The organism is Ornithinibacillus gellani, from assembly GCF_003730295.1.
Taxonomy (GTDB): domain Bacteria; phylum Bacillota; class Bacilli; order Bacillales; family Amphibacillaceae; genus Ornithinibacillus_A; species Ornithinibacillus_A gellani.
In genome coordinates this window covers 29019-44696 of record NZ_QTSZ01000009.1, presented here as the reverse complement: position 1 = coordinate 44696, position 15678 = coordinate 29019, and the positions used below count along the sequence as shown (strand labels likewise).

The 15678-nt window shown below is 40.3% G+C and carries 9 protein-coding genes; 6 read left to right on the top strand and 3 right to left on the bottom strand.

Annotated elements, in window-relative coordinates; genetic code table 11:
- The first annotated feature begins 5 nt into the window (after window positions 1-5).
- Both DX933_RS02590 and DX933_RS02585 read left to right on the top strand, forming a co-directional pair.
- Window positions 6-755, top strand: coding sequence for an SDR family NAD(P)-dependent oxidoreductase (locus tag DX933_RS02590; protein ID WP_123314926.1), 750 nt, complete (start codon window positions 6-8; stop codon window positions 753-755).
- Window positions 756-767: 12 nt separating this feature from the next.
- Window positions 768-1502 (top strand): SDR family NAD(P)-dependent oxidoreductase, encoded by a 735-nt coding sequence (locus tag DX933_RS02585; RefSeq protein WP_123314925.1) that lies wholly within the window; start codon window positions 768-770, stop codon window positions 1500-1502.
- 570 nt (window positions 1503-2072) lie between these two features.
- Here DX933_RS02585 and DX933_RS02580 read toward each other — a convergent pair.
- Both DX933_RS02580 and DX933_RS02570 read right to left on the bottom strand, forming a co-directional pair.
- A complete protein-coding gene (locus tag DX933_RS02580) occupies window positions 2073-2996 on the bottom strand; it encodes a nuclease-related domain-containing protein (RefSeq protein ID WP_123314924.1) in 924 nt (307 codons plus the stop codon).
- A gap of 422 nt (window positions 2997-3418) precedes the next feature.
- Window positions 3419-4441 (bottom strand): AI-2E family transporter, encoded by a 1023-nt coding sequence (locus DX933_RS02570; protein WP_123314922.1) that lies wholly within the window; start codon window positions 4439-4441, stop codon window positions 3419-3421.
- A gap of 211 nt (window positions 4442-4652) precedes the next feature.
- Between DX933_RS02570 and DX933_RS02565 the strand changes: the two genes are divergently transcribed.
- The 3 genes from DX933_RS02565 to DX933_RS02555 all read left to right on the top strand — a co-directional run bounded on the left by DX933_RS02565 (window position 4653) and on the right by DX933_RS02555 (window position 7395).
- Entirely contained in the window at window positions 4653-5345 is a 693-nt protein-coding gene (locus DX933_RS02565; RefSeq protein WP_123314921.1) for a response regulator transcription factor, read from the top strand.
- Entirely contained in the window at window positions 5338-6456 is a 1119-nt protein-coding gene (locus DX933_RS02560; RefSeq protein WP_123314920.1) for a HAMP domain-containing sensor histidine kinase, read from the top strand. Before DX933_RS02565 ends, DX933_RS02560 begins: the two co-directional genes overlap by 8 nt.
- An 81-nt stretch (window positions 6457-6537) precedes the next feature.
- Window positions 6538-7395: a M15 family metallopeptidase gene (locus DX933_RS02555; RefSeq protein WP_123314919.1), complete on the top strand. Its 858-nt coding sequence runs from the start codon at window positions 6538-6540 to the stop codon at window positions 7393-7395.
- A 16-nt stretch (window positions 7396-7411) separates the two neighbouring features.
- Here the strand turns inward: DX933_RS02555 and DX933_RS02550 are convergent, their stop codons facing one another.
- On the bottom strand, window positions 7412-8185 hold the full coding sequence (locus DX933_RS02550; RefSeq protein WP_123314918.1) for an APH(3') family aminoglycoside O-phosphotransferase: 774 nt from the start codon (window positions 8183-8185) through the stop codon (window positions 7412-7414).
- Window positions 8186-8461: 276 nt separating this feature from the next.
- On the opposite strand from DX933_RS02550, the gene DX933_RS02545 reads away from it, so the two are divergent.
- The gene (locus tag DX933_RS02545) at window positions 8462-15460 is read left to right on the top strand and encodes a Cna B-type domain-containing protein (RefSeq protein ID WP_123314917.1); all 6999 of its coding nucleotides are present in this window, start codon (window positions 8462-8464) and stop codon (window positions 15458-15460) included.
- Window positions 15461-15678 lie beyond the last annotated feature (218 nt).

Here is a 15678-nt window from a genome sequence, read left to right as displayed (position 1 = left end):
TGAACATGCGTTTAAAAGATAAAGTAGGTATTGTAACGGGCAGTGCATCTGGAATAGGCCGTGGTATTGCTTTGGCGATGGCTAAAGAAGGTGCACACATTGCAATAGTGGATATTAACGAAGAAAAAGGTCAGGAAGCACTAGAAGAGATTAATCAGTATACTGAAGGATTATTGTTTATCAAGGATATTTCCAAAAAAGAAAATGTGGACTACATTGTAAACGAGGTAATTCAGAAGTTTGGTAAGCTAGATATTTTGGTAAATAATGCGCATGCTTCCAAACAGGCACCTTTTGTCGAAACAACAATGGAATTATTTGATTTATCATTTGGTACTGGATTTTATCCGACATTCCATTTTATGCAAGCAGCTTATCCAGAACTAAAGAAATCAAAAGGTAAAGTCATTAATTTCGCATCAGGTGCCGGTATTTCTGGACAACCTACACAGGCTTCCTATGCTGCCGCAAAAGAAGCAATCCGCGGTATCACACGAGTAGCAGCAAATGAGTGGGGAGTAGATGGCATCAACGTAAACCTCATCGCGCCTATTGCTCGTACAGCTGGCGTGGAAGCATGGAGTAAACAGGCACCAGAGCTTTATGAAAAAATGATTAATAATATTCCGCTACGTCGTCTTGGCGAACCAGAAGAAGATATTGGCCGTACAGCAGTATTTCTTGCAAGTGAAGATTCAGATTATATTACAGGCCAAACCATTATGGTTGATGGCGGAACAATTAAACTATACTAGGAGGAATGCAAAATGGGTAGCTTAGCAGGTAAGGTTGCAATTGTAACAGGTGGCGCATCAGGAATTGGAGAAAAAATGGTTGATCTATTTAGCCAAGAAGGTGCAACTGTTATTGCAGCAGACATTAATGAAGAGGCATTAGAAAGAGCAAATCAAAAAGAAAATGTTGTTGGTATGAAATTGGACGTATCTTCCGATGAACAGTGGGCACAGCTTGCAAAAGACATCAAAGAACGTTTTGGAAAAATTGATATTTTAGTAAACAACGCTGGAATATCTTCCGAAAAAGGATTCAAGGATATCAATATAGATGACTGGCAGCTTATGCAAAAAATTAACGGATTTGGTCCATTCGCTGGAATCAAGCATATCGCGCCATACATGGCCGAGCAAGGAAAAGGATCAATTGTAAATATCTCATCCTACACTGCACAAATCGGTCAGGGCTTCAACCATTATTCAGCTTCAAAAGGTTCCGTTCGCGCAATGTCTAAAGCAGCAGCAGTACAATTCGGAAAAAGCGGTGTACGGGTAAATACACTCTTCCCTGGAATTATTGAAACACCAATGACACAGGCGCTTACAGAGTATCGCGACCTACTGAACCAATTGATCCAAGCAACACCACTACAAAGACTTGGTAAGCCAGAAGATATTGCAGAAGCTGCATTGTTCTTTGCATCTGACGCATCATCCTACATTACTGGTTCTGAACTAGTAATCGACGGCGGATTTTCCGCACAATAATTATCATCAAACAGCCCGGCTACAAAAATGTGGCCCGGGCTGTTTTTTTTGTGATGGCGGGGCAGTTTGGTTTGAAAATATCCTCGCATGGTTCCCGAGTAAAAAAATCATCAGAAATTGGGAAGAAATTAGCCTCGCACGGTAGCTGAGTAAAAAAATCATCAGAAATCGGGAGAAAACTAGCCTCACAAGTCAGCCGAGTAAAAAAATCATCAGAAATCGGAAGAAAATTAGCCTCGCAAGTCAGCCGAGTAAAAAAATCATCAGAAATCGGAAGAAAATTAGCCTCGCAAGTCAGCTGAGTAAAAAAATCATCAGAAATCGGAAGAAAATTAGCCTCGCAAGTCAGCTGAGTAAAAAAATCATCAGAAATCGGGAAGAAATTAGCCTCGCAAGTCAGCCGAGTAAAAAAATCATCAGAAATCGGGAAAAAATTAGCCTCGCAAGTCAGCCGAGTAAAAAAATCATCAGAAATCGGGAGAAAATTAGCCTCGCAAGTCAGCCGAATAAAAAAATCATCAGAAATCGGAAGAAAATTAGCCTCACACGGTAGCTGAGTAAAAAAATCAATTAATGGTGTCTTCTTTTAACTTGATAATGTGGTATTCTCCCGCTTCCTTCTGTGCTAAAGTTCGCGGACAATACTTTTCTAATTTTGTAAAGTGAGGCTTGGTTGTTGGTCCATTCGGCGATAGCGCGGGTGGTGATTTTTTTATCAGGAAATAGCGTGTGGAATTCAAAAACACTTTTCAATATCGCTGCATCAAATGATTTGGTATGGTTGCAGCGCGTACACTGATATTTGCTGGGGATGCCCAGTATCATGGGTCCATCGCAACGATCGCAAAAGATTCCTTTTTTCAGTTGATGGTAGTCATAGGTGAGGTTTATTTCAAAGGCGGAAGCGGGCAGGTGTTGTGACTCTAAAAATGTGGCCAATTCATGATGGCGTTTGTGGATTTCGCAGGGGAGATGTTGTAGCTTTTTGATAAATCGTTCCAGTTGCCCGGGAAAAATGACTGGGATATTCACTGGTGCTTGGTATAGATGGAAGTTTGGATGAACGAAAACAAGGTAGGGTCTAATGTTCATCGGTGTTTGATTTTTCTGTAGCAATTGTTGTAAGAGAAGCTTGGCACGGTGCAGTTGATGCAACGGATTTTTAATTTCTTCTTTCGATAATGTATACCAGTTGTTGTTTTCAATCAAATAATCTCCTTGAAAGTTTTTTACCTCCAAAAGGATGATTTCGTGTTGAAAAATGAGCAGACCATCCATTTGGTATTCGCTATGATTCACTTTTAACAGCAAATTGTACAAGGAAATGGGATTACAAGATAGTCCGTTACTTAGCTTATCAAACAGCTGGAGTTCGCCAAGGTGTCCATTTACCAAGCGATCGAGCATTTGCTGTTGCTCGATTGTCAAGGATGTGCGCTTACTCAAAGTTTCTAACTGTTTTTGTACGTCTGATTTCATCGGTTTTGTAAACATAGTCCTCCTCCATTATTATCCTGAAAATACACATGCAAAGTTTTACGAAGTATGTTAGCAAAATTATAACGATATTGGGAACCAAGCACAAATGTACAAAAAACGAATTTAACAGTAAAAGTGGATATCATAAAGCATTTTTCGATCCGATTTACGCCCCTGGCCAGAAATTCACGCACCAAAAGAACATAAAAAACAGGACCCATCCAAAAAAGGATTGTATCCTGTTTTATTAATTCTACTCCCAAAATCGACAATTGCCTAAGAAAGGGAATACGTGCAAACAACCGAAAAACAGGACCCATCCAAAAATGGAACAGTATCCTGTTTCATCATTAACTCTCTTTTTTCGTTACTTCCAAAAGCTTTAGAAGGAATACTTGCAAACAACCGAAAAACCATAGGACCTTCCCCAAAAAGGGTCAGCGTCCTGTTTCTATATTTTCTGCTTTATTTGTAACACCTAATACGTCTAACAAGAAAACAAAGACTGGGATTCCGACGATGAGTCCCCATACACCGAAGAAGTTTTGTGAGAAAATCAGTACGATAAATGTATAAAATACAGGTAAATCGGTTTTGGAAGACATCAGCTTTGGATTTAAAATATAAGCTTCAATGGCATGGATGATCATGATTGCGATAAATAAATATAGGACCTTAAGAAATCCGCCAATTGTAAAAGCAATGATGGTTAGCGGTACAAGTGAAATGATCACACCTGCAACGGGAATGAGACCGAGAAAGAAAACCATGATTGCTAGTCCAATGATTTGCGGAAAGCCAAGTACCATTAAGACGATAACGGTTAAACAGGTGTTGATGAGGGCGATAATAAACTGCGCCTCAATCACCTTTCCAAAGGTTTGGGAAAACTTTCTGCCGAAAAACTGAATTTCATTATAAAAGGGTGCTATTTTACTATGTTTAAATTTATTGGTAAATTCTATTAAGCGTGGTTTTTCCAATAAGAAGAACAAGCTTAATAATAGCGCAATTAATACTTGGACACTTGTTTTACTAATATCTGAAAACAATACCAATAAGAATGAAAAGCCATTTTCGATGTAGGCCGTGATTTGGTCACTGGAAATGACAGATTCAATAAAATGAAGCACCATATTATCATGCGGCTGGATAGAAAAATTTGAAACCTGTTTGATTAATTGGCTAATTTCCATGGATATGATTGGTAAATATTTAATTACGCCAATGGTTAGCATGCCGACAATAGCGATGTACATGAATAACACGACTAAGGTTCGATTCAATCGAACCCTTGCAGTGGTAAATTCGACTAGTCCATTCATTAAAAATGAAAAGATAAATGTCAGCAGTATTAAATTGATCATGCTTCTCACGCTAAAAAGAATGAGGACAATCAAAGCAAAAATAATAAAGCGTTTGACGCTCTTTTTTTGAAAAAAATCTGTTATGGCATCCATAGTTCCTGCTTCCCCTTATCCTTCAAAAATTAAAAATCCGATATTATAAGTATCCACTTCTGGGGCGGAAAATACAAGTATGCGGACGGCAAATTAATATAAATTTTTCTTTTCCAACAGCTTTGTTGCCCTTGCAAAGCATGCATAACAGATATTTGGAATAAGGGCTATAATGTAAGTATCGATAGTATCATGTTTAGGAGTGAATGAGATGAAACATGCAACCATCTTAATAGCGGATGATGAGGTGGAAATTGCGGATTTGGTTGCTTTACATATGGAAAAAGAAGGACATAAAATCATTAAAGTTCATGATGGCGAAGCGGCGGTTCATGCTATTCAAAAGCATACACCAGATTTAGCGATATTGGATATTATGATGCCGAAAATGGATGGGTATGAAGTAACGCGTCAAATTCGTGAGCAGCAGCATACATTACCGATTATTTTTTTAAGTGCGAAGGCGTCTGATTTTGATAAAATTACAGGATTGGTTATTGGGTCAGATGATTATATGACGAAGCCGTTCAATCCGATGGAATTGGTTGCCCGGGTCCAAGCCCAGCTTCGGCGCACGATGCAATTTAATCAAGTATCATCCAAGCATTCGTCGCCGCTGGAGGCCGGGGGATTATCAATCGATCCTGAACAGCGACAGGTCATGCTTTATGGAGAAACAGTTGCCCTAACACCGAAAGAGTTTGATATTTTATTTTTACTTGCCAGTCATCCGAAAAAAGTTTTTCGGGCAGAAAATATTTTCCAACGGGTGTGGGGCGAGGCTTATTTTGAGGGGCAAAATACGGTGATGGTCCATATTCGTACGTTGCGAAAAAAACTTGGAGACCAGGATCACACGCTTATCAAAACCGTTTGGGGAGTAGGTTATACATTTTATGGGTAAAATCATGCGAAGTTTCCGGTTCAAAATGATTCAGTTCCTGGCGATCAGCATGGTGCTGTCGGGTGTGATTACGTATATCATTTATAAAATCCTTCAATGGTATTACCGTTCGAATGTACGATTGGAGGATCCTTTAGCTCGATTGCGCAGCTTCGTCAATTATGTTGGGGATTTTAATGCGTTTTTAATCATTTTTATTCCACTTACGGTTATCTTTTTCTTTGTTTTTACAAGAAAATATGCCCATTATTTCAAGGACATTTCCAAGGCGATTCACCGGCTTGCGAATGGGAACTTTACCAATCAGCTGCATATTGCTTCCAATGATGAACTTGGTCAAATTGCCCAGGATATTAATTTGGCGAATGCGAAACTGGCAGAAGCAGTGAAAAGGGGAGATTTTGCGGAAAGCAGCAAGGATCAATTGATTGTGAACCTTGCCCATGACTTGCGTACGCCGCTCACATCTGTTTTAGGTTATTTAGACTGGATGTTAAAGGAAGATTCTTTAACATCGGAACAGATTAGACATTATGCAACCATTGCCTACACGAAATCCAAGCGACTGGAAAAAATGATTGATGAATTATTTGATATGACAAAAATGAACTATGGCATGCTACCGATTGATAAGGTAGAAATTAATATAAGCGCTTTGCTCATGCAATTAAATGAGGAGATGTATCCAGCCTTTAAACAACATGGGCTAATATCCAAGGTAAATCTGACGCAAAATCTATCTATTCATGCTGACGGTGAACAGCTGGCCCGTGTATTTGAAAATCTCATCAATAATGCGATTCGTTATGGGAAGGATGGACAAGTCATTGAAATGAATGCCTTTGTTGACGAGGATGATGTAGTGGTGCAGGTCATTAATTATGGGGATTACATTCCGGAGGCAGAACTGCCGCATATTTTTGATGTGTTTTATACGAGGGACCAAGCAAGAACTTCCCAAGAAAATGGCACAGGACTCGGTCTATTTATTGCCAAAAACATTGTAGAAAGGCATGATGGCCTTATCACGGTTGAAAGTAACGTTATTCGTACTTGTTTTGAGGTGCGATTGCCGTTTCATCGCCCATCCCACCCGCCTGCATCAATTTAAGAAAAACTTTAGAATTTACCCTGCTTTTATTTAAACTATTTCTTTTAATCTATGGATAAAGGAATAAGGAGGAACGAGTAGATGAAGAAGAGGCGGGGTTTATTGGTCATCATCGTTATGTTGATTGGATTTATGGCTTATCATTCTGGGGTGTTTTCCGAAAAAATAGCGTATATGAAAGACGATCATGCCAAGCTTGAAAACGTGAAGTCAATTGACATTACGAAGGACGCTATATATCAAGGGGATTTATTATTAGTTAACCGAGATTATCCCATTCAGCCGGAAAGTGTGAAGAAGGATGTTATTTCATTAATTGAACACCCGGAAATCGTACAGGGCTATGGGTTATTGGATACCAATATACTACTTTCCCAGGAAATAGCTGAAAATTTTTCGGATGTTGTACAAGCCGCTGAGACGGATGGGATTCACCATTTTATGATTAATAGCGGATACCGTGATTTTGAGGAGCAGCAAGCGTTATATGCACGTAAGGGCTCTTCTTATGCTTTACCAGCTGGCTATAGTGAACATAATATTGGTGTTTCACTTGATGTGGGATCTACACAAGGGAAAATGGAAACCGCATCGGAGGGGAAGTGGCTTCGGGAAAATGCATGGAAATATGGATTTATTTTACGTTACCCAGAAGATAAAACAGCCATTACAAATATCCAGTATGAGCCTTGGCACATTCGTTATGTGGGGATGCCACATAGTGCCATTATGCATGATCAAGGCTTTGTATTAGAAGAATATATCGATTATTTACGTGCAGAGGGGCGCGTGTCTGTCCGTTTGTATGGCATACAATACACCATTCAATATTATCCTGTCACAGAGCCAATGGAAATGAAAGTCCCTGTAAACCATGACTACCAAATTTCCGGCAATAATGTCGATGGGGTGATTGTTACCATAGCCCAGAAGGATTGACACCTATCCTTCTGGGCTAAAAAAATTCATCCAATAGCTGATAATAATGGATTTTATCCCAATCCACATCATCTAATCCATACTCCCGCAAAAAGTAAGGAAAGTATGAACGGTAATGATTATAAGCCAGGCTGCGAATAGCAAGTGCAATATCTTGATATCTATCGGCTACACCGGCTCTCCCCCAATCAATAAATCCACTCACCTTATTGCCGTGCAGGATAACATTTGGCAGGCAGTAATCCCCATGTGTGAATACTAGATCCTCTTCACCAGGTCGTTTGGCAAGCAGTTCCTTGTACAATGATTCTGCTGTTCTTCCACGACGTTCTTCGTCTAAATTATCCAAGTCTACCTGCTGCTGGCTTACTCTTTCCTTTGCTTCTTTGATGACGACATCCAAAGTTCGCCGAAAAGGACAGGCAGTGATTGGAATTCGATGGATTTCCCGCAGGCCATTTGCCAGCAGCTTGATGCATTGCTTTGGATTGGCTTGAATACTTGTGTCGGCAGCGTTTACTCCTGCTATTTCCGTCATTAACAGATATTCCCTTTCCTCGTCCTGTTCATAATGAATGACTTCCGGTACGGCTAATTTTCCCCGCAGCCACTCCATTTTATCCTTTTCACATTGCAAGGGTTCCATGGATCCTAGGGTCTGGATTTTTAAATATAAAGAATGATATCCCTTCTTTAATAAATAGGTGTTTGCTTCGGAGTGACCAATCGTGATTGGATGCCAAGCATAATCGGTAATGATGCTTGCTAATTGACTAGGAACTTTATGCATTGGATTTCTTCCTTTCTCTTCATCTAACAGCTTCCCATTTCTATACGTTCATTGTAGCGAAAAAATTGTTCTTTCCAAATAGGAATATCCGCAGTATCCCGACATAAGATGGAAATTATCCTATTAGCACGATAGATTTAGGTACAATATCTTATTTCGAGATTCAGTATAGGTCATTTCTCATAAATCTGTACAGAAAATGTATAGTTCCTTTGTCTATAATGCTAAGCGGAGTTATTTATGTAAAAAAGCAAAAAATAATGGGGGCAAGGAAGAATGAGTAAAAGATTTAGTATATTATTTACACTCATGTTACTGTTTCAGACAATTACAAGCAGCCTTGTGTTACCTTCGCAAATTCATGCAGAAGGAACAAACAAGCAGGTAATTACTGGTATAACTGTAACCGATGAATCAGGAAATCTCGTCGATGCAGACACACCTGCAGCGTCAGCAGTTCAGGTGGGGGTAGACTGGTCTGTAGTTGATATGGATGTGGCAGAAGGGAGTACGGAATCCATTGTTATTCCTTCTGAAATTACTTTTGAACAAGACCAATCTGGTGTTCTGAATTTTAATGATGTGGAGGTTGGATCGTTTGCTGCCAATGTTGATGGTGTTATCACGGTCACATTCCATGAGGCGATTGGGGCACATCAAGATGCGCAGGGGTCATTTTCACTGGATGCAGTTGTTGCCGGCAGCCCAACGGATGAAGCATCCGAACCTGAGGCTGACGTCGATCAGGAAGAAGCACCTGGTGATGAAGAAGAGAAGGCAAGTGAGGAAGTAAATAAGGAAGAGGATTCAGTGGTGAACGAAGCGGATTCCGTTTCGGATGAACAGGAAGCTGTGGCCGAAGAAGAAATGGAATCAGGGGATGAGGCGGAAGAAGCGCCAGCAGATACAAAGAAAGAGAAAACAGATAACAAGCGTTCGGATTCGGAAAAAGATCACGCACAAGCAGTGGCAGATGGTGAAAAACAGGGCTTTCAATTGACTTTAGGTCAAGTGACAGATTTAGATGGAAATCCATTTACGGAGGAAAATCTGCTGGATCCCAGAGAAGAATTTTGGTTAAAGCTGGATTGGACGCTGGAGAATGGTCATAACTATAAAGCAGGCGACACCGAAATATTTGAATTACCAAAGGGGATTAAAATTATCCAAGAGATGACAGGTGAATTATTGGATGCATCTGGTCAACTCGTTGCGACATATATCATTACCACAGATAAAAAAGTAGAACTTACCTTTACGGATTTTGTGGAGACCCATAGTAATGTTAAGGGCTGGATTGAAATCATTTCAACCTTGGATGAACAGAAGGTTGAAATCGAGGATGGAGAGGCGATTCTTGATCCCATTGGTGAAGAAGGGGAGCTAAGAATTCCAATTGAGGAAGGCAGCAAAGAGAAAACAATCGAGAAGAAAGGTACCCCAAATAAAGGGTATAATGCTGATGAAATCAATTGGGAAGTGATTATCAATAAAAATAAAACATCGCTAAACCATGCATATGTTACCGATGTCCTTCCTGAAGGGACTGAATACAAGGAAGGTAGTCTTAAGATTACCAAATTAAAGGTTGATTTATACGGAAATATTTTAGGGGATTTGGAAGAAGTAGAAGGAATCGAAGTAGTAGTGGATGAGGAGGGTAATATCACCATTCCGCTCGGTGACATTCAGGATGCATATCGCATTGAATATGTAACGACTGTAACCGATGATGACGAAAAGCATTTTTCTAACCATGCGACATTATCAGATGATGAATTGGAACATGTATCCGCGGAGGCATCGGTTACGATCAATCGCGGGGAAGCCATTAAGAAAAAAGCAGCGAAAAGCTATGATCCAAAAACAGGCATTATCGAATGGGAAATTGAATTTAATTACAATGAGAAAAGCTTGGAGAATGTAACATTATCAGATGCCTGGACGCCTGCAGGAAAGATTGATTTTGTTGAAGGAAGTCTTGTGTTTACAGAAATGGACATTGATGAGCATGGAAATGCCCATGAAACAGGTAAGACCGGCTTGCCTGAAGGTGCGACAGTTGAACCTGGAACAGATGGATTTGAGGTAACCGGTATTACGACGGATCGGGCATATAAAGTAACGTATCAAACAAAGGTAAAGGAGCGTGTTTTGGATCCATTTGAAGTTGTCAATACAGCTGGATTTGGTACAGAGTCAGATGGTGAAAAAACTGGAATCGGTACGTATTACGGTTCTAAATCTGCTGGAACAATCGATTACCAAAATAAAACGATTGACTGGACCATTATTATTAATCAAGATGAATTTCCAATGGAAAAGATTAGCATCACAGACACATTAAGTCCGGGATTAACTTTGAAGGAGGATTCCCTTCAAATAACGGTTGGTGATGCTACGTATAAAGAATATGAACTTACAGGGAAGAATCCATTCACCATTTCTTTTTCGGAGGATTTTACAACCAATGAAGTAATTATCATTACCTATCAAACATTTTTTGATGCAGATGAAGTACTAGACAATGAACCGAATAGACCAGTAAACCATGCGGCAATCACCTGGACACCAGAGGGTGGGAATGAGTCTATTACAAAAGAAGTAGAAGCTGGAACCGATTTAAATACAGATTCAAAAAATAATCACTGGAAGAATGGATCCTATCATCCAGCAACAAAAGAAATAACATGGACCATTTATGTGAATTACCGTGAAAATGACTTTGATCATTTGATTTTGAAAGATGCACCACAAGGAAATCAAACCATTGTTGCTGATTCGGTTGTGGTAAAGGAACTAGCGATTGAGGAAAATGGGGCAATTACTGAAGGCGAACCATTGGATCCAAATGGGGCCACCGTCAATGAAGATAATACATTGGAAGTGGATATTGGTCCTACGAATAAAGCATATAAAATAACGTATCGAACATCGATATCAGGTTTAAGTGATATCCAAAAAGAATATGTGAACGAAGCATCCGTTTGGGATGGTAGTGAAAAGCTATCTGATTTACATGCAAAAGTAGGGATTGCAAAATCAGATATCTATGGAGAAAAATCAGGATACCAGGATGGTAAGCAGGTTCATTGGTCCGTAAATGTGAATTTAGGGCAACAAAAAATAACCAACTTAAAGTTGGAGGATACCATTTCCGAAAATCAGGAGTATTTGGCAGATACGATTAAGGTGTACCATGCCAATGTGGACGTGAATGGACATGCAACAAAAGGAGAAGAAGTTGCTACTGATGATTACGAGTTAACACATACATCTGGGGACCACACGTTTACCATTGAATGGAAAGAGGAAGTGGAGCGGGCGTTTATTGTTGAATATTCCACGTTATTCTTTGAAAAGCATAATGGTGAGGTAACGAACAACTACAAAGTAACAGGCGATAACATGGTGGATGATGCCAAAACGGATGGCGGTGGTTCGGTAATAATCGAACAACTCACTTCAGGTGACGGTTCAGGTGAAGCGGGCTATCTTGTGATTGATAAAGTCGATGTGACATTTGGCCAAGAAGAAACAAAATTAGCTGGTGCTGTGTTTGACTTAATCGATAAGGATACCGGTAACGTCTTGAAAACCGGGACGACAGATGAAAATGGTCATATTGATTTCGGTCGTTTACTCTTCGGAGAATATGTATTAGAGGAACGTGTTGTTCCAGAAGGATATGTGACACCGGAAGAAAGCCAAGTAATCACAATCAATGAAATATATGATCCAGAAGCAGATAAGCAAACATATGCTTATACCGTTGAAAACTATCAGCCTGTTTTTGAGATTGAATTGGAAAAAGTGGATGATCTCGGTGCCCTCATTCCAGGGGTTACGTTCGAGTTATATTCTTCGGATGACGAATTGGTAGCTACTCAAACAACAGATGAAAACGGAAAACTATCCTTTGAAAATTTACCAAAAGCAGGAACCTATTATGTGATTGAAACGGATGCACCAATCGGTTATCAACCTGGAGAGGGCCGGTATGTTGTAGAAGTAGGAGCGAAGGAAAAAGAACCTGTGACCATTACGGTAGAAAACCAACGCGAATTAACAAGTGTTCATGGCTTGAAGGAATGGGAAGACGGGGATAATCAGGATGGTATTCGTCCAGAATCTATTATTGTAAATCTGTTGGCGAATGGTGAGATTGTTGATTCTACAGAGGTAACAGCCGCAAATGGGTGGAAATATAGTTTTACCAATTTACCAAAGTATGAGGACGAAAAAGAGATTGAATACACGGTTGAAGAGGCAGAATTGGATGTGGACGGCTACACATCGGTCATTGATGGATTTCACATTATCAATAGCTATACACCAGAGGTTATTGATGTTTCAGGTGTAAAAACTTGGGATGATGCAGATAATCAGGACGGTGTACGACCAGCATCCATTATGGTCAACCTGCTGGCAAATGGTGAAGTAGTTGATTCTGTGGATGTTACAGCGGAAGATGATTGGGAGTATACGTTTGAGGCATTGCCTAAATATGAGGCTGGGGAAGAAATTATTTATACCGTTACCGAAAACACGGTAGAACATTACTCCCAACATATAGATGGCTTTGATATCACCAATCGTTATACACCGGAGGAAACAGCTGTCACGGTTACCAAGGGTTGGGAGGATGCCAATAACCAAGACGGGATTCGTCCAACTGAAATAGAAGTACAACTAACTGCAAATGGTGAAGCACTCGGTGAACCGGTTCGATTATCAGCGGAAACAGACTGGACATATACCTGGGATGGTCTACCTTTGAATGAAAAAGGAACACCTATTACCTATTCTGTAGCGGAGCTTACCGAATTACCTGGATATGAGGTATCCGTGGACGACAAGGACCATGGCAACATCATCATTACCAATGCCTATACGCCTAAGGAAACAGAAGTATCTGGTAAGAAAATCTGGGATGATGGGGATGACCAAGATGGGATTCGTCCAACATCGATTACGGTTCATCTTTTGGCAGACGGTGAAATAGAGGCTACTAAAGAAGTGACAGCAACGAACGATTGGAGCTATCACTTTGGAAATCTACCAAAATATGAAGCAGGAAAAGAAATTGTTTATACAATCGTAGAAGAAGCAGTAGAAAAATACGACACTACAATCGATGGCTTTAACATCACGAATAGTTATACGCCAGAAGAGACAGAAGTATCCGGCGTGAAAACTTGGGATGACGCAGACAATCAAGACGGTGTTCGTCCAGCATCCGTTACGGTTAACCTGCTGGTAAATGGTGAAGTAGTTGATTCTGTGGATGTTACAGCGGAAGATGATTGGACATATCGCTTTAAAAACCTGCCGAAGTATGAAGCAGGCGAAGAAATCGTCTATACCGTAACAGAGAATGCGGTGCCTGATTATACAACTGAAATAGAAGGCACGAACATTACGAACCATCACACACCAGGTCAAACAAGTGTAACGGTAACAAAGAATTGGCAGGATGCACAGAATCAAGATGGTAAGCGCGTAGAGGTTATCGAAGTCCAACTAACTGCCGATGGAGAGGCTGTTGGTGACCCGGTTGTGTTGAACTCAGAAAACAATTGGACCCACACTTGGGCAGGCTTAGATGAAAAAGTAGCTGGTAAAACCATTGTATATTCTGTAGTTGAATTAACTGAGGTACCAGAATATGAAACGTCAATAAACGATGAAGACCGTGGAAATATTATCATTACCAATGCCTATACGCCCGAAAAAACGGAAGTATCCGGTACAAAGACATGGATCGATGCTGAAAATGTGGACGGCGATCGACCGGCTTCCATCGTTGTAAACCTATTAGCGAATGATGAAGTTGTTGATTCCGTTGAAGTAACAGCAGCGGACCATTGGGAGTATAGCTTTACCAACCTACCTAAATACCAAGCTGGTAAAGCAATTGTTTACACCGTTTCAGAAGAAGCTGTAGCAGGATATGAAACGATGATAAATGGTTTTGATATTGTAAATGCGCGGGCTGGAAGCATTGCAATTGAAGGAACGAAAACCTGGCTCGATGACAATGCTAAGGATCGTCCAGCATCTATTGTTGTCAACTTGCTGCAAAATGGTGAAGTGATAGATAGCATGAAAGTAACCGCAGAAACCGATTGGAAATACAGCTTTACTGACTTGGAACAGTATGATAAAAATGGTGCTGCTTATGTTTATACAATTGAGGAAGAAGCAGTTGAAGGCTATGAAACAACTATTGACGGCTATGATATCACGAATGTACGTGTTGGAACGACTGCGGTAGAAGGAACGAAAACCTGGAAGGATGACAATGCTGCAGACAGACCAGACATGATTAAAATCAACCTATTGCAAAATGGCGTAGTAATCGCCACAAAAGAAGTGACTGCAGAAACCGATTGGAAGTATAGCTTTACCGACTTAGAGAAATATGATGAGTCAGGTGTTGCGTACGATTATGCAGTGAAAGAACATGCGGTTCCCGGCTATAAATCAGAGGTGAATGGCTTTAACATTACCAATACTTTGTCTGATCAAACTTCAGTTGTTGTGACGAAGGGCTGGAAGGATGATGAAGCAAAGGATCGTCCTGATGCCATTACTGTCCATTTGCTACAAAATGGTAAAGTTATTGACACGGTTGAAGTAACCGCAGAAAATAATTGGACATACGAATTTACGGATTTAGAGGCTTATGATGATAATGGTGTTGCCTATGTTTACACAGTGGAGGAAGAGGCAGTCGAAGGCTATGAAACCATAATCGATGGCCATGATATTACAAACCTTCGTGTTGGCACCATTTCCGTAGAAGGGACGAAGACATGGGTAGATGATAATTCCAATGAACGTCCGGGTAGCATTGTTGTTGAACTGCTTCAAAACGGGGAGAAGCTGCATGAAGTGGAAGTAACGGCAGCAGATGATTGGAAGTATCGATTTACGGATCTACCGGAATTTGATGAAAATGGCAAGGCATATATGTACACCGTCAAAGAGCAGCCGGTAGCTGGATATATTTCAACTGTGGATGGTTATGACATTACAAACACATTGGAATCCCTTATCCCAGTTGATGAGGAGACTTCAGGCGAAAAGACACCTGATCACAACGATGGCCAAAAGGACCCTGGTAAGGAAGTTCCCGGTACGCTGGATAGCGGGAATAAGTTACCAAAAACCGCAACAGATATATTTAATCTGCTTGCATTGGGAATTGGTTTATTGGTAGTAGGGTTTGCTACACGATTTGCCTTTGGAAGAAAAGAAAAACCTGAATAAATGAAGAAGTGACCCAAAGCTTTTCACATACTGATGTGTGTGGAAAGCTTTTTTCTTTCAATCTAGTCTATACATATCCATAAGTTTGTCAGTAGGCCCCAGTAAATGGGCAAAATCAAATATTGTTTGGACATGCCTTAGGAGGATTATTTGTTCTATATACATTATTTCAGCAGGTATTTTATTCACACAATTCATTAGCTGCACGCCGTCTATTT

Excerpts from the sequence above, each read along its gene's own strand:
- DX933_RS02590 (WP_123314926.1), top strand. The coding sequence starts at position 6 with ATGCGTTTAAAAGATAAAGTAGGTATTGTAACGGGCAGTGCATCTGGA.
- DX933_RS02565 (WP_123314921.1), top strand. The coding sequence starts at position 4,653 with ATGAAACATGCAACCATCTTAATAGCGGATGATGAGGTGGAAATTGCG.
- DX933_RS02545 (WP_123314917.1), top strand. The coding sequence starts at position 8,462 with ATGAGTAAAAGATTTAGTATATTATTTACACTCATGTTACTGTTTCAG.
- DX933_RS02555 (WP_123314919.1), top strand. The coding sequence starts at position 6,538 with ATGAAGAAGAGGCGGGGTTTATTGGTCATCATCGTTATGTTGATTGGA.
- DX933_RS02550 (WP_123314918.1), bottom strand. The coding sequence starts at position 8,185 with ATGCATAAAGTTCCTAGTCAATTAGCAAGCATCATTACCGATTATGCT.
- DX933_RS02580 (WP_123314924.1), bottom strand. The coding sequence starts at position 2,996 with ATGTTTACAAAACCGATGAAATCAGACGTACAAAAACAGTTAGAAACT.
- DX933_RS02560 (WP_123314920.1), top strand. The coding sequence starts at position 5,338 with ATGGGTAAAATCATGCGAAGTTTCCGGTTCAAAATGATTCAGTTCCTG.
- DX933_RS02570 (WP_123314922.1), bottom strand. The coding sequence starts at position 4,441 with ATGGATGCCATAACAGATTTTTTTCAAAAAAAGAGCGTCAAACGCTTT.
- DX933_RS02585 (WP_123314925.1), top strand. The coding sequence starts at position 768 with ATGGGTAGCTTAGCAGGTAAGGTTGCAATTGTAACAGGTGGCGCATCA.